This window comes from Pandoraea sp. ISTKB (assembly GCF_001721285.1).
GTDB classification, from domain to species: domain Bacteria; phylum Pseudomonadota; class Gammaproteobacteria; order Burkholderiales; family Burkholderiaceae; genus Pandoraea; species Pandoraea capi.
The window spans coordinates 202,065-226,088 of sequence record NZ_MAOS01000061.1 but is presented as its reverse complement, the minus strand read 5'-3'; the positions used below and the strand labels follow the sequence as shown (position 1 = coordinate 226,088).

Genomic DNA, 24,024 nt, shown 5'->3' with positions numbered 1-24,024 from the left:
CCACCACCACCACCGCCACCACCGCCACCGCCACCACCGCCACCGCCGCCGCCACCGCCGGGACCGCCGCCGTGCCCGCCGCAGCCGCAGCCGCCTGCGCCACCGATACCGATGCCCACACCGCCGCCCGGGCCGCTCGGGCCGCCGAAGGCGCCTAACCCGCCCAGGCCGCCAGCACCGCCGAAGCCGATGCCGCCGCCACCGCCGCGTCCGCCCCCGCCACCACCGGCAGCGTACGACGCATTGATCGAAATGCCGCACAGCATCGCCACTGCGGCCGCCCCTACCAAAGTCGCCTTGAACCCGTTCATGGTCCCCTCCCCGCGCACGCGCACACACTCACTTCGGAACACGCCGCACCCCGCCAAAAGGTGCAGCGTTACGACGAGAGCGCATCAGCGGAAAACGCGGGCAATAGAGATCCCGCCCGTGCAACGATGCACAGGAGTCCCTTGCCAAGAGCCTGCGGAAGATCCGGGTTGGCGCTTCGCCATACACGATTCACATACGCGAATTCCGTGCCAGACGACCTAACCCATTGATTAAAAAAGAATTAATAACTCAATTTGCGAGACATCGAGGGACACCCTGCCGAAAACGTATCGTTCATGAAACGCTTACAAAGCCACAGGGCGCAAAAAGCCCCTCGACCGCATGGACGAATTCGTCATGATCGCGGGCGGAACGGGGGATGAGACGGGTATGAGTCGCGTGCGGGCGTGTCGGACGTTTCAGGCGCGCATGCGTTCGCGCGCCTCACGCAACAACGCTTGCGGCGGCTTGCCCAGCGTGCGCACGAACGCGCGTCGCATCCGTTCTTCGTCACCGAATCCGGTCACGTTCGCGACACGCGCAATCGACGCCTCCCCGGCTTCGAGCAGTGCCTGCGCCGCCTCGAGACGCAGCTTCTCGATAGCCTTTGCCGGCGTGAGTCCGGTCTGCAACGTGAATTCACGGCTGAAATGCCGTGCGCTCCAATGCACTTGCGCCGCAAGCTGCTCGACCGACAGCGGTTCGCGCAAGTGCTCGCGCGCATAAGCGAGCGCGGCACGTACCCGATCGGATGTGGGTTCCAGCGCCGAAAGCGTGGAGAACTGCGACTGTCCGCCGGTGCGGCGGTAGTGCACTACGAGTAGCCGCGACGTTTCACGCGCGATCTCGCTGCCGTAATCCGCCTCGACCAGTGCGAGCGCCAGATCGATACCGGCGGTCATCCCGGCCGACGTCCAGACCGCCCCATCGTTGACGTAGATGCGGTCGTCCTCGACGAGCACGTCCGGATGTTGCTGTTGCAGCGCGCTCGCCTGGCCCCAGTGCGTCGTCGCACGGCGGCCTTCGAGCAGACCGGCATCCGCAAGCACGAAGGCCCCCGAGCAAATGCTCCCGATGCGCCGCACCTTCGGCGCGAGCCGCTTGAGCGCCTCGACCAGTTCCGGCTCCGTCGGCACGACGTAGGTCGCGCCGGCCACCAGCACGGTGTCGTAGTGGCTGCGCCCGATGACCTCCGTTGCCACCGAAATGCCCGCCGAATCCCGGATCAGCCCGCCCTCGACCGAGACGGTCGACACCTCGTAGAGCGGCACGTCGCGCCCGAAATTCGCGATCTCGAAGACCGACATGGCCGCCAGCGAAATCATCTGGAAACCGGGGTACACCACCAGCGCAATACGTTTCGTCATGACTGAAAAAGGCGCGAAGGCCATGGCAAAGAAATCGCCAGAGGACGGGACACCCACCCGGGCACAGGCAGCCACGACCGCGCGGCTGCCGATGCGTCGATTGTAGTGGGCCGGTGGCGCCCACGTCGGACAAGTTTGTCTGAAAAGGAGGTTTTCTAGTCATTTAAGACAAGCGCCGTGCGTACCACACTAGAAGCCATCGACGCAGTGACACGCCAGACAGGCCGACAACCGCGCTTACCGTCCGGCGACGCTATCGACGTCCGAAGACCCAACGCACAGGAACTGGAACCATCATGAGCCAAACGTCCCAAACCTCCCCGGGCACCGCCCTGATCACCGGCGCTTCGTCGGGTATCGGCGCCATCTATGCCGACCGCCTCGCCCGACGCGGGCACGATCTGATTCTCGTCGCTCGCAACACGGCGCGTCTGCGCGACGTCGCCGAGCGCATCCACGCGCAAACCGGTCGTCAGGTCGACATTCTGAGCGCCGACCTGTCCACTCGCGAAGGTCAGGACATTGTCGCCGCGCGATTGCGCGAGGATGCCACCATCGACACGCTCGTCAACAATGCGGGCTTCGGCGCGGTCGCGCCGCTGCTGCAAGCGGATGTCGAGCAAATGACCGACATGATCGAAGTGAACATCACCGCGCTCACACGGCTGACGTACGCCGCCGTGCCCGGCTTCGTGGCACGCAAACACGGCACCGTCATCAACATCGCCTCCATCGTCGCGATCGCGCCGGAGTTGCTCAACGACGTGTACGGCGGCTCGAAAGCGTTCGTGCTGGCGTTCTCGCAATCGTTGCAGCATCAGCTTGCCGACACGGGCGTGCGCGTGCAAGCCGTGCTGCCGGGCGCCACGGTGACGGAGTTCTGGGATGTCGCGGGCAAGTCGCACAGCGAGTTGCCGCAGGAATGGCTGATGACGTCGGCCGATCTGGTCGACGCAGCGCTGTCCGGCCTCGATCAGGGTGAGAGCGTCACGATCCCGCCGTTGCAGGACGGCGCCGAGTGGACATCGTTCGACACGGCACGTCGCCAGATGTCGGGCGGCCTGAGCAACCGCACCCCGGGCCAACGCTACGGCGTGAACGTTGCCGCCCACGCAGCCTGACGGTGACGCCGTCCATGCGCACCGCCGAAGGTCGGCGCAGGCGCATGGACGGTCGATCGACACGATAGACGCGGACAACGATGGGCGCGCAAGCGGCAAAGCCCGCAATTACCGACCGGGCGCCTCGCGGGCAAGCAACTGCCAGTCACGCGCTTGCTGCTGGCGCTCCCACAAGCGCGCATACAGCCCGCCTTGCCTGAGCAGCGTGTCGTGCGTGCCTTGCGCGACGAGACGCCCCGCCTCAAGCACCAGAATGCGGTCGGCATGCCGGATACTATTCAGCCGGTGTGCAATGGTCACGACCGTACGCCCTCGTGCCAGTTCGGCAATCGCACGCTGTATCTCCGCCTCCGCCGACGGATCGACGCTGGCCGTCGCTTCGTCCAGCAACAGAATGGGCGCGTTCTTGAGCAAAGCGCGGGCGATCGACAACCGCTGACGCTCCCCGCCCGATAGCGAACTCCCCCCCTCATCGAGCACGGTGTCGTAGCCCTGCGGCAACGCTTCGATAAACGCATGCGCCTGCGCACGGCGCGCGGCTTCGACGATTTCCTCTCGTGAGGCGTCCTCGCGTCCGATACGCAGGTTGTCCAGCACCGAGCCCGAGAACAACGTGACGTCCTGAAACACACAGGCGATTCGCGATTGCAGCCCCTGCGTACCGATCTCGCGGACATCGACACCGCCTAGCCGAACGGCACCCTGACGCACATCCCACAACCTCGCAATCAGATGCACCATCGTGCTCTTGCCCGCGCCACTCGGCCCGACGATGGCGGTCAGTCCGCCGGCAGGCAGCGTGCAATGGATGTCGGTGAGCGCCGCTCGGGAATCCGGGGCAGCGCTGTCGACGTCGACGTCGACGGCTTCGTAAGCAAAGCCAACGTGCTCGAACACGATGTCATGTCCGTCCGGCACGCGCGCCTGCACCGGTTCACGCAGCGCCGGTTCGGCCAGCAGCGCCTCGATTCGCACGAGCGCGCGCCGCGAGAAACGCAGCATCATCGTAGCCAGGCCCACCTCGAACAACTGGCGGTACACCGGCAGCACCACAACGAGAAAGACCACCAGCGTGACGGGCGACATCGTGTGGCCCGACAACCAGCCCGCCCCGGCGAGCAGCAACGAGAGATACCCGAGTTCGAGCAGAAAGCCGTACAGCACCAGCCAGGGGGCGGGTTTGGTCTCCACCTCGAGCAGCGCGCCATATTGCGCGTCGAGCACCGCCACGAGTCGATGCCACGCATCGCCAAAACGACCGAAGCTGCGCACGACGGCAATACCCTGCACATACTCCAGCAATGTCGCGTGCGCCATCGCGCTCGTGCGCATCAACCTCGCACCGGGCCGAACGATCGCGCGCTGCGTGCCGAGCATCGCCAGCCAGGCGATCGGCAACCCCATCGTCACAACGCAGGCCAGCCGCCAGTCGACCAGAAACAGGAATGACAGCAAGAAGACCGGGGCCGCGAGTCCCGACAGGAACACGCCGAGAAAATGCGACCAGAGATGTTCGATCAGCTCCAGATCGGACGTCAGCCTCGCCCCGAGATCGCCGCCACGCTGACGTGAGAACCACCCCATCGGGAGACGCCGCAGATGATCTGCGATGCGCAGCCGTGCCGAGCCCATCATCGCGTAGGCCCCCGCGAACAATCCCGGCAAGCCGATACGTCCGCACAGGATTCGCAAGACCAGGCACAGCACCATGCCCGCCGTGTAGCGCGCAATGCTGGCGGGCGCGGCCCTGCCCGTCATGACATCGAGCAACAGGCCGTAGAGGCACGGGTACATCATCGCCGTCCAGAAACCTTCGGCGATGGCCCATGCCGCACCCCGGACAAACCTCGGGTCTCGTTGCCCGGAAAGGCGCTGGCCCGCCAGCATCAGGTCCCGGATCATGCTTGCGTCTCCTTCGTTGGTGCGTCATGACGGATGGGCGCATGCACCTCCAGCGCCCAGTCGCGTGCGGCTTCATGGTCGTGCCACAGACGGCGATACACAGCACAATCGCGCAGCAGTGCGTCGTGCTTGCCAATGCCGGCCACCCGCCCGGCGTCCAGCACAACGATGCGATCGGCATGCATGACCGTGCGTAGCCGGTGCGCGATCATCAACACGGTTCGGTCCCGGCATAGTGTCTGCAACGCCGCCTGAATCGCCGCTTCGTTTTCGGCGTCGATACTGGCCGTGGCTTCGTCGAGCAGGAGAATCGGCGCGTCTTTGAGCATGGCCCGCGCAATCGACAGACGCTGGCGTTCCCCGCCCGAGAGGCGTGCGCCGCGCTCGCCGAGCGGCGTGTCGTAGCCCTGCGGCAATGCCACGATGAAGTCATGCGCCTGCGCCGCCCGCGCAGCGGCCTCCAACTGCGCTTGCGTGGCGTCGACGCGCGCGAGCCGCAAGTTCTCGGCCACGGTGCCGTGAAAGAGAAACACGTCCTGAAAGACGATGCCGATGCGTGCCAGCAACTCGTCGAGCGGCCAGTCGCGCACGTCGCGCCCGCCGATGCTGACGCTGCCCGATTCGTACTCGTACAGGCGCGGCAGCAGTCGAACCAGCGTGCTCTTGCCCGAGCCACTCGCACCAACGAGCGCGGTCAGGGTTCCGGCATCTGCCCGGAAACTCACGCCGTCGAGCGCACGACGCTCGCCGTAGCGGTGACGCACGTCGACGAACGACACCGACAGGTCGCCATCACTTGCCTGCGAGATGCCGGCCTGCGAGGTGTCACGCAACACCGGGGACGTCAGAACGTCATTGATGCGCGCCAGCGACTCCGCGCGTTGCAACTGTTCACCGAGCGAGAACGTCAGGCGCAGGAGCGGCAGCAGCACGGTCGGTGCGACAAGCAGGAACAGAACGTACACCGGCAGTGTCAGCGCGCCGCGCCAGACCAGCCATGCGCCGAGCGGCGCGACCGTGACGACGTTCGCCGACAGCAATGCCGTGAAGATCACCCACCCGCCCGCGCTGTCGCGCGCGTACGCTTGCACCCACGCGACCGCCCCCTGCAAACTTGCCGCCAGCGCGCCGAAAGAGCGGGCGTCGCGCCCGAACGCCTTGACCACGGCAATGCCTCGCACGTACTCCCCGACCTGATCGGCAATCCTGCGCTGCAACGCGCTCCACTCCCGCATGCGTCCGGCAGCGCGGCGCATCAGCACCGTCTGCACCGCGATCGCGAGCGGCAGTGGCAGCAGGGCTGCGAGCGTGAGCCGCCAGTCCACGGCGAACAGCAGCGCCAGCGCGGCGAACGGCACCGTGGCGCTGGCGACCGTGTCCGGCAGCATGTGCGCGAGAAAACCCTCCAGATTGTTGACGTCGTCGGTCAGCGTACGACGCAGGCTGCCCGAGCCGCGTCCCGAGAAAAACGACATCGGGACTTCGCCGAGCCGACGCGCCATATCGAGGCGCAGCCGATGCTGCACAGCAAACGCCCCACGATGGGCGAGCACATGACTCACGGCCATCAGCACCCAGCGCAGCACCAGCGCCAGCAGCGCGTAGCCGCCAAGCCGCCAGATTTCGTCGGGATCGGCATGTGGCCCGAGCCATTGCGCAGCGATCCGGTAGAGGAACCAGAACGGTACGATGCTCAACGCAGCCGACAGAATGGCCGTGACGCACGCCCAGGCCAGTGGACTCGCCCCGCGGATCATCAATCCGAGAAATGTCAGACGCTGCGCGCTCATGCCACGCCCTCCGCCATTCCGGTGCTTTCCGTGCTTTCCGTCCTTTTGGCACCCTCGACTTCGCCAGCATTGCCGCCGGACGACTCCCGATACGCGACGGCGAGCGCCACGGCGAGCCACGCCGCCGCCATCGCCAACGCCGTCACACCGGGGTAACCGAGCGGCGCGGCGAGCGCGGCGCCGATCGACACCATACCGAGCGCGAAGCATTGATTGACGCTGAACTGGAGCGTGTAGTCCGTGGCGGGGCTGCCTGACGAAGTGCGGTCCATCATGACGGTCGCGAGCACGACGGCCGCCGGGTTGTAACAGAAGAAGTACACCCCGACCATCGCCGTAAGGACGAATCCTGTCGGCTGCGCCAGCAACGGCACGGCCACCGCGGCAACGCCGACGACCTGAACGATAGCCGCCAGGATCAGCGCATGACGACGCCTCCGCCCGCGCAGCAACACGCCGCAACCGACGGCGGCAATCACCCCCGCCAGCGAACCGAACACATTGACGACGAGCCCGATGCGCGAGAGCGACCATCCGGCATCGACCAGCATCGGCATGATGAGGGCGTAGGCCAGCGAACTGCTCACCGTATAGAACATCAGCAACAACAGCCAACGCAGTCCGCCAGGCTGGCGCCAGAACGTGACGAAGCGTCCGAGCGCCAGCGCCCGACGGATCTGCGCTTGCGTTACCGGCTCGCGATAGAAGAGCAACTGCACGAGCGAGATGCCTGTGATGGCCGCCAGCCAGTACAGACTCACGCGCCAACCGGCGTAGTGATACACGACGAGCGCCGCGCCCGCGCCCAGCAGATTGCCGAGCAGCCCCCCAGCGATCTGCACGCCGTTGGCGAGCCCTCGCTGGGCGCTGGAGAGTATCCGGCACGCCAGCCCGTCGACGGCGATATCCTGCGTCGCAGAGAGAAAGGCGATCAGCACACACAGCGCGTAGATGCGAGTGAAGTCGCGCGCCTCGTCGAGCGAGGCGGCCACGGCGAGCGCGGCCACCATGCCCGCCTGCATCAGCATCAGCCAGCCTCGGTAGTGACCGAGCCTCCCGATGCGGAAGCGGTCGACGAGCGGCGCCCACAGGCATTTGAGCGGCCAGACCATGCCGACCAGATACACCAGACTGATTTGCTCGAACGTCGCCCCTTTCTCGCGAATGATGGCAACGAACGCGCCCATGAAAAACATCAGCGCCACGGACTGCGTCGTGTAGAGGCTGCCCAGCAGGCACCACACCGAGGGTTGCAGGCCCGCCTTACGCAACGGATCTATCGGGGAAGTCGTCATCGCTTCACGCTCCCTCAGAGTTCATATTGAAAGCCGATGCCGATGATGCGGCGGCGCGACGGCGCACCGTAGGTCACACCAGGCGCGCCGTAATAGCCATAGAGGTCGTATTGACGGTCGAGCAGGTTGTCGGCCCAGACATAGGCTTCGCCTCGCCCCTGACGCAGACCGATGCGCATGTCGAGCTTGCCGTAACCACCGAGATCGAAGTGGTTCTGCGGGTCGGCCGCACGGCTGGACGCCACGAAGTAGCTCACGCTCGCACGAAGGACCGGTGACGTGAGCGCGGCAAAGGCAGGCAGTGCGTGCTGATATTGCGCTTGAAGCGATGCCGACCAGCGCGCCACGTCGGGCACCCGGTTGCCGGTGGCGATGGTGCCGGACGACGTCTCCAGCGTCTGCGTGATCTGCGCATTGGTGTAGGCCACAGACGCGGACAACGTCAGCCCGGTCAGCGGTCGCCACGTCCCGCCCAGTTCGGCCCCCTTGCTGCGCGAATCGACGTTGACGACACTGCTCACGAACGTGTTGGTGTTATAGACGAGCAGCTGGTTGTTCTTGACCGTCGTGAAGAACAACGCGCCGTTCAGTTCGAAGCGCCGGTCGCTGCTGGCCGATTTGAACCCGAGTTCGTAGGCGTTGATTTGCGCGGCCTGATACGGCGCGCTATCGGCCACCTGCCCCGCGTAATCCTGGAACGCTGCGGGGTTGTAGCCACGCGCGTAGGACCCGTAGAGGTGCGTTGCCGAGGTAAGTGCGTAATCGAGCCCGATGCGACCGGTGGTGAAGCTATCGTCGAGGCTACGATGGTCGGGAGTCACCGATCCGTCGAAACCGCCATAGCGGCCGTCGTATTCACGGCGCGTCCATTCGTGACGCAAACCGGTCGTGAGCGTCAGCGCATCGAGGATGGGATAACTGACTTCGCCATATACCGCGTAGCGACGCGTCTCATAGTCGCGCGTGGCGCGATCACCGGTAGCGGGCGGATTGTTGGCGGTATTGTTCGAGCGCGTGCCACGCGAGAAGTACCCGCCGAGGTTCCACGCGATCGTCGCTCCGGGCAGCGATTCCCAGCGCAGATCCTGACTGAAGACGTGCTCCGTGCCACGATAGGTCTGCCAATACGACGACGGCATGCCGTAGAGCGCCTGATACAGATTCTGGTCGTACGCCACGACACGGCTGAAGTCCATCGTCGTGTAGCCGCTCGTCGCGCTGACGCGACTGCCGTCGAAATCATGACCGACGCGCAACGAGTACAAGCCGAGCTTCTGCTTGTCGTTCTTGTACACGTCCGAAGGCAAATCGAGTTGCGGGGTCTGGCCGTAGGGGCGCAGCACCAGCAGGTTCGGTGTCTGTTCGATCCACTGCTGCGACGCGTTCAGCTCGAAGAAATTACGGCTGCCCAGCGTGCCGCCGAGGCTCGCGCGATAGGACAGGTCATCGGGCTTGCTGATCGGATCGCCGGTGCGGCTGTTGTTCACCCAGCTATGTTCGCCACTGTGACGAAACGCGATGCGCGCATTGATGCCGTCCACCAATCGGCCGCCAAAAGCCGCCTCTTCCAGATTGTTGCCGTCCTGCCCCACCTCCGTGCGCAGATAGCCGGTGTAAGGCGCGTTTGGTCGGCGACGTTCGATATCGATCAGCCCGGCCGCACCGCTGGCCGACGTCGCCATCCCCTGCGGCCCCTTGAGCACGCTGATGTTCGCGACGTCGAGCGTGCCGAGCGTGAGATAGCGCGACGGCACCTGCACGCCGTCGATGCTCAAGCCGTAGATCAGGTCGTCACTGCTGCTCTGGTAAAGCGAGCCGACGCCACGGATATAGACGTTGTTATCGAGCGCGCCGGCAGACGTGTTCACACTGATACCCGGCGTGGACTGAAGCACTTGCTGTACGGTCTCGAGCCGTCGCTCCGCCATCGCCTTCGCGCCAATGCTCGTGACGCCAAACGGTTGTCGCGCCGGATCGTCGACAACACTGTCGCCTGTCACGTTCACCGCCGACAGGGCAACGTCCGACGGTTCGTTCTGTGCGGCGTGAGATGCCTGAGCGATCAGGAACAGTGAACAAAGGGTCCACGGACGCGGATTCCAGCGAAATGCTCCGGGTGTTTTTTTCATACTGCGGGTCGTGTGGCTGGCATGCGCTGCCATTGCAGCCTCTCCCAAGGAAAACGATCGGCGCTGCCTCGGGCGTCGCGCCCCGCCGGACGGCGGGCACCGATACGAAGAGAGCAACGGACTCGCCAGCACCCGACGCATACGTCCGCCACGGCATGCACCCCGTGCAACCGAAGGACAGACGTCATCGAAGCCGATTGACAATGTCGGTGCCAGCGCGTCAAATGTTAATGATTCCCATTAACATTTCCACCCGAATCCGATCACATCGCAGCGATTCACCCGGAACCGATCGACCGGCAGGTTTTCATGGCATCCAAGCAGCGCCCGCAACCGGGCACACCGCCGTCTTCAGACGACCCCGCGACGTCATCGCCGGACGCGGAATCACGCATTCCCCACCTTCCTGTGTCGAGGCTGGTGGCGGGCACCTATGCGTCGCACGTTGCGCGCGGCAACGCCTATCAGGTGCTGCGCTACGAAGTGCAGCAAGGCGTGGAACTGCTGAGTTGGCGCGGGCACTTCGAGCAACCGCTCGATCTCGCCCTGTGCGACGACAGCGAGCGCGTGAACTTCAGCTTCAACTGTCATCTGCATGGCCGGGCCACGTGCGAGTTCGACGACGGGGTCGGGCGCGCTTTCGACGTACAGGCCTGCTCGGGCAACATCAGCTACGGGCCAGGGCGCAAGGGCCGCTACCGGCAGTTGGGCACGCTGCACAACCTGACCGTCGCCGTGCATCCCGATCGCCTGCGGGACTGGGACGGGCGGGCGTTGAAGCGGCTGCTTGCCGCCGGTGGCTACGCGACCGGGCATCGCAGCCCGGAACTGGTGGCTGCGGCCTCATGGGTGAGCCGAACCTTGCACGCTCACGGGGCGAATGCGACGCCCGCGGCACGTCACCGTCTCTGGCTCCAGGGTCAGGCGATGACGCTTGTGGGATTGTTTCTGGAGGCGCACCCGGGTGCCGTCAACGCGCCGGAGGACGATGCCCGAATCCAACGTGCCCGCGACTTCCTGCTGGCGGACCTGAGCCAAGCCCCGCTGCTCGCAGAGCTGGCGACCGTCGCGGGCATCAGCGAGCCGACGCTTACCCGGCAGTTTCGCCGCCAGTTCGGCGAAAGCCCCTACGGCCTGTTTCAGAAGGAACGGATGCATGCCGCACGCGCGCGGCTACTCAGTGAACGGGTGTCGATCGCCACGCTGGCGGCCGATCTCGGCTATACGAACGCGAGCCATTTCACGGCGGCATTCCGTCAGCAGTTCGGGATCGCCCCCCGGGATCTGAAGCGAGCAAAGTGACAACGCCGCCACACGCACCCCGCAGGCGGATCTGCACGGCGATGGGCGCAGTAACCGCTAGAATTACGGTTTTTGCATCCATCGCCCTCTGCTCATGTCCTTCGCCTCGCTCGGTCTGATCGATCCGTTATTGCGGAATTTGCAGGATCTCAATTACCGGACACCGACCCCGGTGCAGGCCGCTGCCATTCCGGCGGTGCTCAGCGGCAAGGACGTCATGGCCGAAGCCCAGACCGGCACCGGCAAGACCGCAGGTTTCGCGCTGCCACTGTTGCAGCGTCTGGTGAAGGAAGGCCCTGCCGTATCCAGCAACCGCGCGCGCGTGCTGGTCCTCGTGCCCACGCGCGAGCTGGCCGAACAGGTCCTGCAAAGTTTCCTCGCGTACGGCAAAGGGCTTGATCTGCGTTTTCTCGCCGCGTACGGCGGGGTGAGCATCAATCCGCAGATGATGAAGCTGCGCAAGGGCGTGGATGTGCTCGTCGCCACACCGGGCCGCCTGCTGGACCTCAACCGGCAGAACGCCGTGCAGTTCGATCAGGTGCAGACCCTCGTGCTCGACGAAGCCGATCGCATGCTGGACCTGGGCTTCGCACGCGAACTCAATGCGGTGGTCGACGCCCTGCCCGCCAGACGTCAGACGCTGCTGTTCTCCGCCACGTTCACCGATGACATCCGCGCCATGACGCAGCGCGTGCTGCGCCAGCCGGTCAATGTCAGCGTCAGCACGCCAAATGCCACCGCCAGCCGCATCAAGCAGTGGGTCGTGACCGTGGACAAGCGCAACAAGCCCGATCTGTTCATGCACCTGATCGCGGAAAACCAGTGGACGCACGCGCTGGTGTTTGTCAAAACCCGCAACGGCGTCGACTATCTCGCCGCCATGTTGCAGGACGCAGGCTATTCGGTCGACACCATTCACGGCGACAAACCGCAACCGGCACGCCTGCGGGCGCTGGAGCGTTTCAAGACGGGTGAGGTTCACATGCTGGTCGCGACCGACGTGGCCGCGCGCGGGCTGGACATCGACGATTTGCCGCTCGTCATCAACGTCGATCTTCCGATCGTGGCGCAGGACTATGTGCACCGTATCGGCCGCACCGGACGCGCCGGTGCCAGCGGCGTGGCGGTGTCCTTCGTGTGCGCCGACGAAGCGCCGCAACTCGCCGCCATCGAGGCACTGATCCGGCAAACGCTGCGTCGCGAGGAGGTGCCCGGCTTTGAAGCCGAGCATCGCGTGCCGCAGACCGACGCGAGCGGTCAGATCCTGAAGAAGCCCAAAAAGCCGAAGAAACCGAAATTCCCACCAGGCCCGACGACCGGCGGCAACGCTGGCAAGGTCGCAGGCAAGGACAAGGAAAAGGTTAAGGCTACGGGCGGCTCGTCGAGCGGAAATCCGTTCGGCGCAAAAAAGACGCGCACCCCGTCAGGAGGCAAACCCGCGTCGGGCGCACGCAAGTCCACCGGCAAACCTGCCGGCGTGAACGTTCGCAGCAAGCGCAAGCCCTGATTCGAGGGGATGAGGGCCGCCGCCCGGGCGGCCCGACGACGATTCCGTGCCCGCCTGCCGCTTATGACAGGCGCGCACGGATGCCCGATCAGTTGCGATAGTCCAATTCACGCGCCAGCGTGGCGCAGCGCTGCTCTCGCGGCAGCGCGCTGGTCGACGGCAGGTTACGACGGCGCTCGAAGGCGTTTAACCACTCGTCGCTGCCCAGATCCGGGCCGTGCCCTTGTGCATCGCCCACCGCGGTGTAGTGCTTTTCCAGATAGGAAAACCACTCCGCGGTGCACGGACGACGCGAGGGGTTATTCAGCGCCGAAGGCACTGCATCGCGAACGACGGGCTGCGGCCCCGAAGGCAAGGTCGTGGGTTTGGGGATGTCAGACGGGACAGGCTGAATCGACGGCTGCGGCACCGGGTGCACCGGCTGAATGGCCGGCTGCGGCGCGGGCCCCGGTACCGGCAGAATCGTCGGCTTCGATGTCGGCGGCACCGGCTGAATCGACGGCTGCGGGGTCGGCCCCGGCACGGGCAGGATCGTGGGATTCGCTGGCGACGTAACCGGTTGCGTGACCGGCGTCGGCTTGACCATGGGGGCCGTGCATCCGGTTGCGACGACCACGGTCGCCGCCAGTGCACAAGCGCTCAAGACACGCAGCGAGGCAGGTGGGGTGCGGAATTTCATAGATTGCCTCCGGGACAAATCCGTTCATGGATGCGCCAGTCTAGGCATGCACGGATGGGCAATTTCCCGCTTTCCCAAATCGCTCAAATACACCACTTCTGCGACGTCTGCCGCAGCCCCCCCTTCATACATTCGTCGCTTTCGTCGTGCAATGGCCTCGTCACGACGCATCAGTTCGTGTCGATCAACTCCGCCGACGATTCCCGCAGGCAAGCGGCGAACAGTTGTGCGGCGGGCGTCGTCGTGTCCTCGCGCCAGTACAGAATCGCTTCGCCCAGCGGCGCCAGCGGCGGCAACGGCAACACTCGCATCGTGCCGCGCTGTACATAACGCCGCGCCAGCGAGAGCGGCAGGATCGAGACGAACTCGCCGCCACGCAGCAACGACAGGTTCAGCGCCAGTGAACTCGACTCGATGACCGGACGCTGCAACGTCACCCCATGCTCGGCCAGAATCTCGGCCATCGTCGTGAACGCCGGCGAGCCGCGCATCGGCGTGATCCAGCGCACCGTCTGCAAGTCGTCCCACGAGACAGCAGCGTCCGGACCACCCAGCGGATGCCGTGTCCCGACGACGAAGACGAACGGCTCGTGATGCAGCGATTCGTGGCGCATCTCCGGCATATGGCCAGCCACACGATTGCGTCCGAGCGCCAGATCGAGATTGCCTTCGTCCATCATCTTCAGCAGCCGGTCCAGCGTGGCTTCGACGAAGGAGAACGAGGCGTTCGGCGCGCGTCGGGTGAATAGCTCCACCGCGTGCGCGATCAGCGGCTGAGGAATCGTCACCACCGCACCGAAGCGCACGTGCCCCGCTGTCCCGGCGGTCAAGGCACTCACATCCCGGCGGGCAAGTTCGATCTGCCGCAGGATCTCGCGCCCGCGCTCGACGAGCACGCGCCCGATCCCCGTCAGCTCGACCGCATTACCCACCCGCCGAACGACCGGCGCGCCCAGCGCCTCCTCGATTTCCGCAATCTGCTTGGAGATGGCCGGCTGCGTGACGTGAAACGCCGCCGCCACGCGCGTGACCTGACGCAGCTCGCCCAGCGTCACCAGAATGCGCAGGTGGCCCAGCTTCAGGCCACTGCGGAAGAAACGCTCGATCGAGTTGTCGGTCGTGATCATGGCGCTCAGAACGGTAAGGACGTAAGGACAATGGCGGGGACGATCGAACCGTCGAACGTCCGAACCATCGGAAATGCCGGTCACCCGGCAGCGGATCGTCGACATCATAACCAAACGGTAATGCCAGGTGCGCAAAGTGTGATTTGCCGAGGCAACCGCCCTCGCTTTACCCTTCGATCGAGCAGCGCTAGCGTGTGGCGGGATTTTCGTGCCGATTTCCCATCCCGTCCGAGCCCATTGGTCCGGATTTCCGGGATCCCGATCCGGCACCGCAAGGCGGTCGACGTATAACCGAACGCCGAATGCGGTCCCAGTCGCGCGAACCCCATCCGACGCTAAGCGCTGCCAGATAACTCGACGTGCCGCACGGCACGCACCTCGGAGACAACACCCATGAGCACGTCCCTTTCGGGCGGCGCGCAGCCGCATGCCGCCCCGGTCACTCTCGATCCCGTGCAGCGCGACGCGCTGTACCGCAAGCTGACCTGGCACATCATCCCGTTCCTTTTCCTGGCGTTCATCGTCGCGTACATCGACCGCGTGAACGTGAGCTTCGCCAAGCTGGAGATGCTCTCCGACCTCTCGCTGTCCGAGACGGTCTACGGCGCGGGTGCGGGCGTGTTCTTCCTCGGGTACTTCCTCTTCGAAGTGCCGAGCAACCTGATCCTGCATCGCGTGGGCGCCCGCATGTGGATCGCGCGCATCATGGTCACGTGGTCGATCATTTCCTGCCTCACGATGTTCACGCAGGGACCGACGTCCTTCTACGTGCTGCGCTTCCTGCTCGGCGTCGCCGAAGCGGGTTTCTTCCCCGGCATCGTGCTGTATCTGTCGTCGTGGTTCCCGTCGAACAAGCGCTCGCAGATCATCGCCCTGTTCATGGTCGCCATTCCGGTATCGGGCGCCATCGGCGGTCCGCTCTCGGGCTGGATCATGCTGCACTTCGGCGGCATGCATGGCTATTCGGGATGGCAATGGCTGTTCCTGCTCGAAGGCATCGCCTCGCTGCTCGTGGGCATCGCGGCGTTCTTCGTGTTGCAGGACAAGATCGAGACGGTGAAGTGGCTGAGCGCCGAAGAAAAGCGTCTGCTCGCCCAGGACCTCGCCGCCGACGGCAGCACGCGGGCTCAGCACAGCGTGCGTGAGGTGTTCGGCAGCCCCAAGGTGTGGCTGCTCGGCCTGCTGTACTTCTGCATCGCGATGGGCAATTACGGCCTCGTGTTCTGGCTGCCGACGATGATTCGCGCCGCCGGTGTCGCGAACCTCGGCAACATCGGCCTGCTCTCGGCCGTGCCGTCGCTCGTGAGCGCCGTAGCGATGATTCTGATCGCGCGCCACGCCGACCGCCACAACGAACGCCGCATGCACGTGGCCGTGTGCTGCCTGCTCGGCGCGGCTGGCATGCTCGCTTCCGTGCTGCTCGCGCAGCATCTGTGGTGGTCCATGGCGGCCCTGATCGTCGCGGCCATCGGCATCAACTCGATCGCACCGGTCTTCTGGGGCATTCCCACGGCGATGATGGGCGGCGCCGGCGCGGCCGCCGCCATCGCGCTGATCAATTCGACCGGCAACCTCGCGGGCTTCGTCAGCCCTTACGTCATCGGCTTTCTCAAGGACAGCACGGGCCAGTTGCTGCCGGGCATGATCGTGCTGGCGTGTGCGCTGGTCGGCGGTGCGTGCCTCGTGATGTCGCTCAAGCCCCAACGGAGTCATGCATGAGTTTTCCCGTCTGTCTCGTAACCGGTGCCGCTACGGGCATCGGTGCGGCCACCGCCCTGCGCTTTGCGCAGGACGGCTGGGCCGTGGCCATCAACAATTTCGACGACAGTACGCGTGCCGCTGCCGAGGCGGTTGCCGCGCAGTGTCGCGACGCCGGCGCACAAACGCTCATCATCGATGCCGATGTCGGTGACGACGCCGCGTGTCGCCGCATGGCGGATGCCGTGGGCGCACGCTGGGGGCGGCTCGATGCGCTCGTCAACAGCGCGGGCACCACGCGCGTCATCCCGCACAGCGATCTGGACGCCATCGATGCCGCCGAATTCGAGCGCATCTATCGTGTGAACCTGATCGGCATGTTCCAGATGACGCGCGCAGCCGCCCCGTTGCTGGGCGAGCGCCCTGCGGAACGATCGGCAGCGTCGTATGCGTCGGTCGTCAACATCTCGTCGCTCGCGTCGCTCAACGGCACCGGGTCGTCGATTGCTTATGCGGCGTCCAAGGGCGCCGTCAATGCGCTGACGCTGTCGCTCGCACGCAATCTTGCGCCGCAGGTGCGTGTGAACGCCATCGCGCCCGGCATGGTCGACGACGGCCTGCTGCGGCGTGTGCTCGGCGACGAAGCCTACGGGCGCGTCGTCGAAGGCATGCGCGAGAACTCGCCGCTCGGACGCGTCTCGCAACCCGCCGAGATCGCCGAACTCGCGTGGTTCCTCGCCACACGCGCCCCGGCGATGACCGGTCAGGTGCTTGCCATCGAGAATGGACTGTTGCTCAACACCTGAGTCCGCGAGCCCGTACAAGAACATCAAAGGAAGTCCCCCATGGCAGATCTGCACAAACACCGCTCCCGCACGGTCACCGAAGGCGTCACCCGCACGCCGCACCGCGCCTTCCTGCGCGCCACCGGCCTCGACGACGCCGCCATCGACAAACCGTTCGTCGCCATCGTCGACACGTTCGGCGAGAACACCCCCTGCTCCATGTCGCTCAATCAGATCTCGGACAACGTCCGGCTGGGTGTCGCGGCGGGCGGCGGTGTGCCGATTCGCGGCTCGGCGATCTCGGTCTCGGACGGCACGTCGATGAACCACTCGGGCATGCGCTTCTCGCTGGTCTCGCGCGAGACGATCGCCGACAGCGTCGAGCTGTTCGTGCGCGCCCATTGCTATGACGCCCTCGTCGGTGTCGCCGGGTGCGACAAGACGCTGCCCGGCATTCTGATGGGCATGGTGCGCGTGAACGTCCCCGGCGTCTTCCTGTTCGGCGGTGCGATGCTGCCGGGCGTGGCCCCTGACGGCTCACAGGCCACGATTCTCACCGCCATCGAAGCGGTCGGCACGGCGCAACGCGGCGACATGTCCGCCGAGACGCTGCGCGGCATCGAAAAACGCTGCACGCCCACGGCGGGCTCGTGTCCCGGCCAGTTCACGGCGAACACGATGGCGATGGTCGCGGAAGTGCTCGGCCTTGCGCCGCTGGGCTCGGCCATGGTGCCGGCGGTGTACAGCGAACGGATCGCGATTGCGCGTCGGGCGGGCGAGAATGTGATGCGCGCCCTGCGCAACGGCGGTCCGCTGCCGCGTGATCTCGTCACGCGCAAGAGTCTGGAGAACGCCTGCGCCGCCGTGGCCGCTACCGGTGGCTCGACCAACGCCATGCTGCACATCCCGGCGATTGCCCACGAGGCCGGTATCGAGTTCACGCTCGACGACGTCTCCGAAGTGCTCGCCCGCACGCCGCTCATCGGCGACATGCAACCGGGCGGTCGCTATCTGGCCGTCGATCTGCACCATGTCGGCGGTGTACCGGCCGTCCTCAACGCGCTGCTGGCGGGCGGCCACATCCACGGCGACACGCTCACGCAGACGGGCGAGACGCTCGAAGCAGCGCTGCGCGCCTTCCCGGGTCCGGACGGCCGCGTCGTCAAGCCGCACACCGAACCGCTCTCGCCCAACGCAGGGCTGGTTGTGCTGCGCGGCAACCTCGCGCCGGACGGCGCAGCGCTCAAGACCGCCGGTCTCAAGCAACTCAAGTTCACGGGCAAGGCCCGCGTGTTCGAGACCGAAGAGGACTGCATGGCCGTGGTGTCGGCACAGACCTACCGTGAAGGCGACGTGCTCGTGATCCGTAACGAAGGCCCCAAAGGCGGCCCGGGCATGCGCGAAATGCTGAGCGTGACCGCTGCCATTTACGGGCAGGGCATGGGCGAGAAGGTCGCGCTACTCACGGACGGTCGTTTCTCAGGCGCGACGCGCGGCATGTGCATCGGTTACGTCGGCCCCGAAGCCGCGGCGGGCGGACCGATTCGCTTGATTCGAGACGGCGATACCATCCACATCGACGCAATCAAGGGTAAGCTCGACGTCGAACTCTCCGACGAGGAACTCGCCGCGCGGGCCGCCGAGGCCAAACCGTTCGTGCGCGGTCGTCTGGGCGGCGTACTGGAAAAGTACGAAGCGCTCGTGCGGCCGGCTAAGCTGGGCGCGGTCACGCATTCGGGGGCCGTGCCATGGCCCTACGAAGCCTCCATCGGGGAGACGCCAACCCACGAGGACCCGAATTGATGACTACCCCACGCGTAGGCTTTTGCGGCATCGGCCGCATGGGCGAACCGATGACGCGGCGCCTGCTGGCCGCCGGCCACGATGTCGCCGTCTGGAACCGTTCCACCGCGAAACTCGCCGCGCTGCTCGACGCCGGCGCCATCGCCTGCGTGACCCCGCAGGCGCTTGGCGAATGCGTCGATATCGCGTTGCTGTGTCTGGGCGACGGCAAGGCCGTCGAGGATGTCGTGTTCGGTGAGCACGGACTCGTGCACGCCGCCACCCCGCCGCGCTTCATCGTCGATCATTCGACGCTCTCCCCCGCCCTCACGCGCCATCTGGCCAAGCGCTGGCACGAGAGCACCGGCAGCGTCTGGATCGACGCCCCGGTATCGGGCGGCACGGGCGGCGCCGAAGCGGGCACGCTGGCGATCATGGCGGGCGGCCCCGCCGACGCCATCGAAGCCGTCACACCGGTGCTGCGCGCGTTCTCGTCGCGAGTCACGCGCATGGGCGACATCGGCGCAGGCCAGACGACGAAGCTCGCCAATCAGGCCATCGTCGCGACGACGCTCGCCGGACTGGCCGAGGCCTTCGTGCTGGCCAAGCGCAGCGGCATCGACACGGCGGCCGTACCCTCGGCGCTGCAAGGCGGCTGGGCCGACTCCGTGCTGATGCAGACGCTGTGGCCGCGCATGGTTACGCCGCCCGACTTCGCCACGGGCACCGTGCGCGTGATTCTCAAGGATCTCGATGCGATTGCCGAGCTGGCGCATACGAGCGCCACGGTGCAACGTGTGCTGCCCGAAGTGCGCCGTCTGCTCAAGGACGCCGCCGATCGCGGCATGGCGGACTGGGATCTGTCGCAAGTCTTCCGTATCGGCGAAGCCGAGAGCGCGCCGGACGCCTGACGTTCCACACATCCGGTCGCCAGCAAAAAAGCCATGCCCCGCAAAGGGCATGGCTTTTTTTCGTTCAGGGCACGAGAGGCCGAGGCTTCGCCGCCGGCGTAAGCGCCGGCTCGCCCCTGACCTGTGCCTTACTTGACCTTCACGGCCGAGAAGTCCTGACGGCCGAACGGGCTCACCCGATAGCCGGAGACATCCGCACGCGTGATCACCGAAGCGACCGGGTGTGCGAGCGGAATCCACAACGCATCGTCCTTGATGGTCTTCTGGGCGGCCTGATACTTCGCGGTGCGCGCAGCGATGTCGTGCGTACGCTTGCCGTCACTGATCAGCTTGTCGAGATTGGCGTCGCAAAAGCGCGCGAAGTTCGTGCCCGATGTCACCGCCGCGCAGCTGAATTGCGGCGTGAGGAAGTTGTCCGGATCGCCGTTGTCGCCCGACCAGCCCATGAACAGCAGGTCATGCTCACCCGCCTTGCCGCGACGGATCAGCTCGCCCCACTCCACCGTCTTGATCTGCGCCTTCACGCCGATCTTGGCCAGATCGCTTTGCAGCATTTCGGCGCCCACACGCGGATTCGGGTTGAGCAGACTGCCGGCCGGACGCGTCCAGATCGTCGTCTCGAAGCCTTGCGGGAACCCCGCGTCGGCGAGCAGCTTCTTCGCCTTCGCGATGTCGTGCGGATAGTCGGCGACGTTCTTCGCATAGCTCCACGTGTTCGGCGGGTACACGTTGACGGCCGGCGTGGCCGTGCCCTCGAACACTTGCTTGACGTAGCTCGGCTTGTCGAACGCGAGGTTCAGCGCCTGACGCACACGCACGTCGCTCAAAGGCTTGTGCTGCGTGTTGATGGCAACGAACGCCGTCATGAACGCGGGCGTCTCGACCACCTTGAGCGCCTTGTCGCTACGCGCGGCCTGCACGTCGAGCGGCTTGGGCGAAAGCGCGATCTGGCATTCGCCGACCTTGACCTTCTGGGCACGCACGGCGGCGTCCGGCACGATCGTGTAGATGAGCCGCTCGGACGCCGGTGCGCCACCGAAGTACGCCTTGTTCGCGTCGAAGCGGACCACGCTGTCCTTCTGATAGCTGCGGAAGACGAACGGCCCGGTGCCGATCGGACGCGCGTTGAGTTCGTCCGTCTTGTTCGCGGCGACGAGCTTGTCGGCGTACTCGGCCGAATAGATCGACGCGAAGCCCATCGACAGCATCGAGAGGAATACGGCGTCCGGCTCGGAGAGCGTGAAGCGCACCGTGTTGTCGTCGACCTTCTGCACCGACTTGATCAGCTTGCCCAGCGAGAGCGACTGCGCATGCGGGAAGCCCGACGGCGTGAGCTTGTGCCACGGCGCGTTGTCGTCGAGCATGCGATCGAACGTGAAGACCACGTCGTCGGCGTTGAACGCGCGCGTGGGCTTGAAGAGGTCGTTGCTGTGGAAGCTCACGTTCGGGCGCAGCGTGAACGTGTAGGTCAGACCATCGGGGCTGACTTCCCACTTCGTCGCCAGACTCGGCACGACCTTCGCCTGCGCAGCATCGAATTCGACCAGACGGTTGAACACCGGATCGGCAGACGCATTGGTCGTGGTGAGCGAGTTGTAGCGCACGACGTCGAAGCCTTCGGGGCTGGCTTCCGTACAGACGGTGAGTGGCTTGGCTTGCGCTGCGAGCGGCACCAGCGGCAGGGCAAGCGCAGTGAGAACGGTGGCGACGGCAGCGAGCGTGGGACGCGAGGCGAGCGAGCGACGGTGCATGAGCTTCTTCTCCAGGAAGTCGATGACGGATAGCGGATAGCGAGACGATCGTCAGGCGAACGGCGAAACGACCGGTCAAACAGCCGGCCAGAATATCGCAAATTCAGGACCCCTGCCTTTGCGCCGCAGCATATCGATATATGCGCGGCCACAGATACGGAAAGCGAACGTCAGTTCTGCCAACCGAATGCCCGCATCCGATGCACGATGTTGTCGCGCGCGGCCACTACCGTCAGTCGCGAACTGACCGACATGTCGTAGAGATAGCGCGTGCTGCCGGCATACGGCACGCTCACGCAAGGATGCGCCAGCAGCGGAATGTCGGCACCGGACGCCAGCGCCTCGCCCTCCCCCGCCAGGCGCGCCAGACAGGCACGATGCGCGGCGTCGCGTGCCACCGCAAAGGGATCGAGCGCGGCGGCCGACGCCCCCGCCTGCGCGATCACGGAGACGGCAGATGCACCATCCTCGCCTCCCACGGGCGTCGGCGCGTGCGCGGCCAGCGCCACCGGCCCCTGTCCCATCGCCACAAAGAGCCACAGCCCGGCGTGCGCCATATCGATCCAGACCTTGCCGTGCGGACCGTCGCATTCCAGCGACGACACCCCGGGCGTCGCGACCGGCACCGGCGCCTGCGCCGGCGTACACCGGAACCAGCGGCCGAAGATCCAGCGAAGGGCAATGCGCTCAGACAAGAAGCGGTGGCGCATCTGCGTGCGCGGCAGACGACGCGCGAGCGAGTGCTCGGCCGCCGATAGCCACGTCGCGCCATCGTCCGGCCCGCCCGCTGCCGCTCCCGTCGCCCCGAAGGGACGCCCCGCGAGCAGAAAACGCCATAACCACAGCTCGTCGCTGCCGCATTGCGGCGACGAAGCAGCCGCTGTGCGCGCCTGCGCGCCGGTGTCCCCTGCACGCCCGAGCGCCTCGACATCGCTGCTCGCCAGCGCACGCTTTTGCGCGCCACCCGTGAGCTTCCGGTCGCCCTGTCCGAACTGCCCGAGCGGCACGTAAGTCATGGAAGGTGTCGGAATCGATGCGACGCGCGGTGTCGATTCGACCGTTCGTTTCAACATCAACAATTACGACCTCCACAGACGTGATTCCCGATGACTCACCCCGCTTTGCGCAGGGCTATCGGAAATCACTCATTTGGTAATGAGAATCATTATCAAATGATAGCACAAGCGTCTACGCTAAAGGAGTGACAAATGCTTGGGAATGCACCCGATTTGGCAGATCAGACGCCGCGCCACAGCAGGAGATGCGGCCGCTTGCGCGACCGCCATCTTCTTGAGCGCCTCGGCTCGTCGATTTCATCCGCCCTTCGGAACAGATACGCGGATGAGAGGCGTGAAAGCGATATGCGGGGAACGGGAAAGCCGGAGATCAGGCGCTGGCAGGCAGTGGCGGCCGGTAGCCCAGTGCGTGACTGGCCGCCAGCGCCTCGCGACGCACGGCCTGACCGATGGGACTGTCGATGCGGGGATCGAAGCCACCCGTCGCGCCGAGTGCCGTGATCACGCCCACGAGCCGCCCGTCGTAATTGAAGACCGGCGCGGCAATCGCGCTGATGCCCGTGAGATTCGTGTCGCGCACGCTCGCCCCCTGCACCGCACGCACCGACGCCCGCAACGTGCCGATAGGATCGTTGGCATCGAGTTGTGCGCGATGTTCCGGGGTGGCATGTGCCCACTCGCTCTCCGCCATCGCCAGCACCTGCGGATCGTCGAGCAGCCCCAGAAAGACGCGACCGGCGGCGGACCAGAGCACCGACATCACCGAACCGATTCGCACGTTGATCGTGACCGGCAGGCCCGGCTCTTCGAAGCGGACGATGGTCGGCCCCTTATTGCCCATGACGGCGATGAAACAGGTGACGTCGAACGCCTCGCGCAGACGCACGAGCGCCGGTTCGGCAGCCCGCACCGGATCGGCCTGCCGCATGGCTGCCACGCCGATGAGCATGGCTTCGAGTCCGAGGAAGTATTGCTGCGAGTCGGCGTCCTGCGCGACGAGCCCTTCTTCCACGAGACTCATCAGATAGCGGTGGACCTTAGCGGGACTCTGCTGCACATGCAGGGCAAGCGCGGTGAGGCTCGCGCGGCCGCCCAGGCGAGCCAGCCCCTTGAGCACGACCATGCCGGTCTCGGCCGACTGCACGCGCTGTCGGCGCCCGCGCTCACGCGGCGCGTCGATGGCATCCTGCGCGGCGGCGTCGGCGCCATCCGTTCCGTGTGTCGTGCGGGAAAGCGCGGCCGCGCTTCGCGGGCGGCCTGCTGTGGGTCGTTTGCTTGTCGTCATCGGCGAGATTTTAAGATGCAAATCATCGTTGCCTCGTATCGACCAGTCTAGAGGTTAACCCCAGTCCACTAATTTACGCTATGCGTATTATATTTACGCTTAACAGATTCAGAGAATGTGTCAGCGTGCCGGGCTTCCCTCCGCATGCGGAGTATCACATCGAACCGAGGAGACGACCCTGCCGATTTTGGGTAGCTGTGCCGGCCATCGCCCGATGCACACTGCCCGGATGGCAACGCTCCTCTACACTGGATCTATTGTGTGT

18 protein-coding genes are annotated in these 24,024 nt (G+C 65.6%); 7 read left to right on the top strand and 11 right to left on the bottom strand.

Annotation, left to right across the window (positions count from 1 at the left end; genetic code table 11):
* Together A9762_RS22710 and A9762_RS22705 are read right to left on the bottom strand one after the other, a co-directional pair.
* Nucleotides 1-311, bottom strand: a 311-nt coding sequence (locus tag A9762_RS22710) for a hypothetical protein (protein WP_206093614.1), incomplete at its 3' end; no start/stop codon positions are given.
* A 420-nt stretch (nucleotides 312-731) separates the two neighbouring features.
* Nucleotides 732-1,679, bottom strand: a complete 948-nt coding sequence (locus A9762_RS22705) for a GlxA family transcriptional regulator (protein WP_069344263.1) — start codon at nucleotides 1,677-1,679, stop codon at nucleotides 732-734.
* Nucleotides 1,680-1,975: 296 nt separating this feature from the next.
* Between A9762_RS22705 and A9762_RS22700 the strand changes: the two genes are divergently transcribed.
* Complete coding sequence (locus tag A9762_RS22700; RefSeq protein ID WP_069344233.1) at nucleotides 1,976-2,800, top strand: SDR family oxidoreductase; 825 nt, start codon at nucleotides 1,976-1,978, stop codon at nucleotides 2,798-2,800.
* Between the two features lie 108 nt (nucleotides 2,801-2,908).
* Here the strand turns inward: A9762_RS22700 and A9762_RS22695 are convergent, their stop codons facing one another.
* Genes A9762_RS22695 through A9762_RS22680 form a run of 4 tightly spaced genes read right to left on the bottom strand, consistent with a single transcriptional unit; the run spans nucleotide 2,909 to nucleotide 9,916 of the window.
* Nucleotides 2,909-4,702, bottom strand: a complete 1,794-nt coding sequence (locus A9762_RS22695; protein ID WP_069344232.1) for an ABC transporter ATP-binding protein — start codon at nucleotides 4,700-4,702, stop codon at nucleotides 2,909-2,911.
* Nucleotides 4,699-6,492, bottom strand: coding sequence for an ABC transporter ATP-binding protein (locus tag A9762_RS22690; RefSeq protein ID WP_240493676.1), 1,794 nt, complete (start codon nucleotides 6,490-6,492; stop codon nucleotides 4,699-4,701). The genes A9762_RS22695 and A9762_RS22690 overlap by 4 nt, the downstream gene beginning before the upstream one ends.
* Nucleotides 6,489-7,787 (bottom strand): MFS transporter, encoded by a 1,299-nt coding sequence (locus tag A9762_RS22685; RefSeq protein WP_069344231.1) that lies wholly within the window; start codon nucleotides 7,785-7,787, stop codon nucleotides 6,489-6,491. Before A9762_RS22685 ends, A9762_RS22690 begins: the two co-directional genes overlap by 4 nt.
* A 14-nt stretch (nucleotides 7,788-7,801) precedes the next feature.
* On the bottom strand, nucleotides 7,802-9,916 hold the full coding sequence (locus A9762_RS22680; protein WP_170836305.1) for a TonB-dependent receptor: 2,115 nt from the start codon (nucleotides 9,914-9,916) through the stop codon (nucleotides 7,802-7,804).
* A gap of 309 nt (nucleotides 9,917-10,225) precedes the next feature.
* Between A9762_RS22680 and A9762_RS22675 the strand changes: the two genes are divergently transcribed.
* Together A9762_RS22675 and A9762_RS22670 are read left to right on the top strand one after the other, a co-directional pair.
* Nucleotides 10,226-11,218: an AraC family transcriptional regulator gene (locus A9762_RS22675; protein WP_083254202.1), complete on the top strand. Its 993-nt coding sequence runs from the start codon at nucleotides 10,226-10,228 to the stop codon at nucleotides 11,216-11,218.
* A 94-nt stretch (nucleotides 11,219-11,312) separates the two neighbouring features.
* Complete coding sequence (locus tag A9762_RS22670; protein ID WP_069344230.1) at nucleotides 11,313-12,725, top strand: DEAD/DEAH box helicase; 1,413 nt, start codon at nucleotides 11,313-11,315, stop codon at nucleotides 12,723-12,725.
* Nucleotides 12,726-12,813: 88 nt separating this feature from the next.
* Here the strand turns inward: A9762_RS22670 and A9762_RS22665 are convergent, their stop codons facing one another.
* Both A9762_RS22665 and A9762_RS22660 read right to left on the bottom strand, forming a co-directional pair.
* The gene (locus A9762_RS22665) at nucleotides 12,814-13,404 is read right to left on the bottom strand and encodes a hypothetical protein (protein WP_069344229.1); all 591 of its coding nucleotides are present in this window, start codon (nucleotides 13,402-13,404) and stop codon (nucleotides 12,814-12,816) included.
* 170 nt (nucleotides 13,405-13,574) lie between these two features.
* A complete protein-coding gene (locus A9762_RS22660; RefSeq protein ID WP_069344228.1) occupies nucleotides 13,575-14,531 on the bottom strand; it encodes a LysR family transcriptional regulator in 957 nt (318 codons plus the stop codon).
* Nucleotides 14,532-14,924: 393 nt separating this feature from the next.
* Between A9762_RS22660 and A9762_RS22655 the strand changes: the two genes are divergently transcribed.
* The 4 genes from A9762_RS22655 to A9762_RS22640 are packed head-to-tail and all read left to right on the top strand — an operon-like array spanning nucleotide 14,925 to nucleotide 19,707.
* A complete protein-coding gene (locus tag A9762_RS22655; RefSeq protein WP_069344227.1) occupies nucleotides 14,925-16,250 on the top strand; it encodes an MFS transporter in 1,326 nt (441 codons plus the stop codon).
* The gene (locus A9762_RS22650) at nucleotides 16,247-17,035 is read left to right on the top strand and encodes an SDR family NAD(P)-dependent oxidoreductase (RefSeq protein WP_069344226.1); all 789 of its coding nucleotides are present in this window, start codon (nucleotides 16,247-16,249) and stop codon (nucleotides 17,033-17,035) included. Before A9762_RS22655 ends, A9762_RS22650 begins: the two co-directional genes overlap by 4 nt.
* Before the next feature lie 39 nt (nucleotides 17,036-17,074).
* On the top strand, nucleotides 17,075-18,817 hold the full coding sequence (gene ilvD, locus A9762_RS22645; RefSeq protein ID WP_069344225.1) for a dihydroxy-acid dehydratase: 1,743 nt from the start codon (nucleotides 17,075-17,077) through the stop codon (nucleotides 18,815-18,817).
* Complete coding sequence (locus tag A9762_RS22640) at nucleotides 18,817-19,707, top strand: NAD(P)-dependent oxidoreductase (protein ID WP_069344224.1); 891 nt, start codon at nucleotides 18,817-18,819, stop codon at nucleotides 19,705-19,707. Before ilvD ends, A9762_RS22640 begins: the two co-directional genes overlap by 1 nt.
* 128 nt (nucleotides 19,708-19,835) lie before the next feature.
* Here the strand turns inward: A9762_RS22640 and A9762_RS22635 are convergent, their stop codons facing one another.
* The 3 genes from A9762_RS22635 to A9762_RS22625 all read right to left on the bottom strand — a co-directional run bounded on the left by A9762_RS22635 (nucleotide 19,836) and on the right by A9762_RS22625 (nucleotide 23,759).
* Nucleotides 19,836-21,458, bottom strand: a complete 1,623-nt coding sequence (locus A9762_RS22635; protein WP_069344223.1) for an ABC transporter substrate-binding protein — start codon at nucleotides 21,456-21,458, stop codon at nucleotides 19,836-19,838.
* Between the two features lie 170 nt (nucleotides 21,459-21,628).
* Nucleotides 21,629-22,474, bottom strand: a complete 846-nt coding sequence (locus A9762_RS22630) for a hypothetical protein (RefSeq protein ID WP_139133350.1) — start codon at nucleotides 22,472-22,474, stop codon at nucleotides 21,629-21,631.
* A gap of 370 nt (nucleotides 22,475-22,844) precedes the next feature.
* Entirely contained in the window at nucleotides 22,845-23,759 is a 915-nt protein-coding gene (locus A9762_RS22625) for an IclR family transcriptional regulator (RefSeq protein ID WP_083254201.1), read from the bottom strand.
* Between the last annotated feature and the right edge of the window lie 265 nt (nucleotides 23,760-24,024).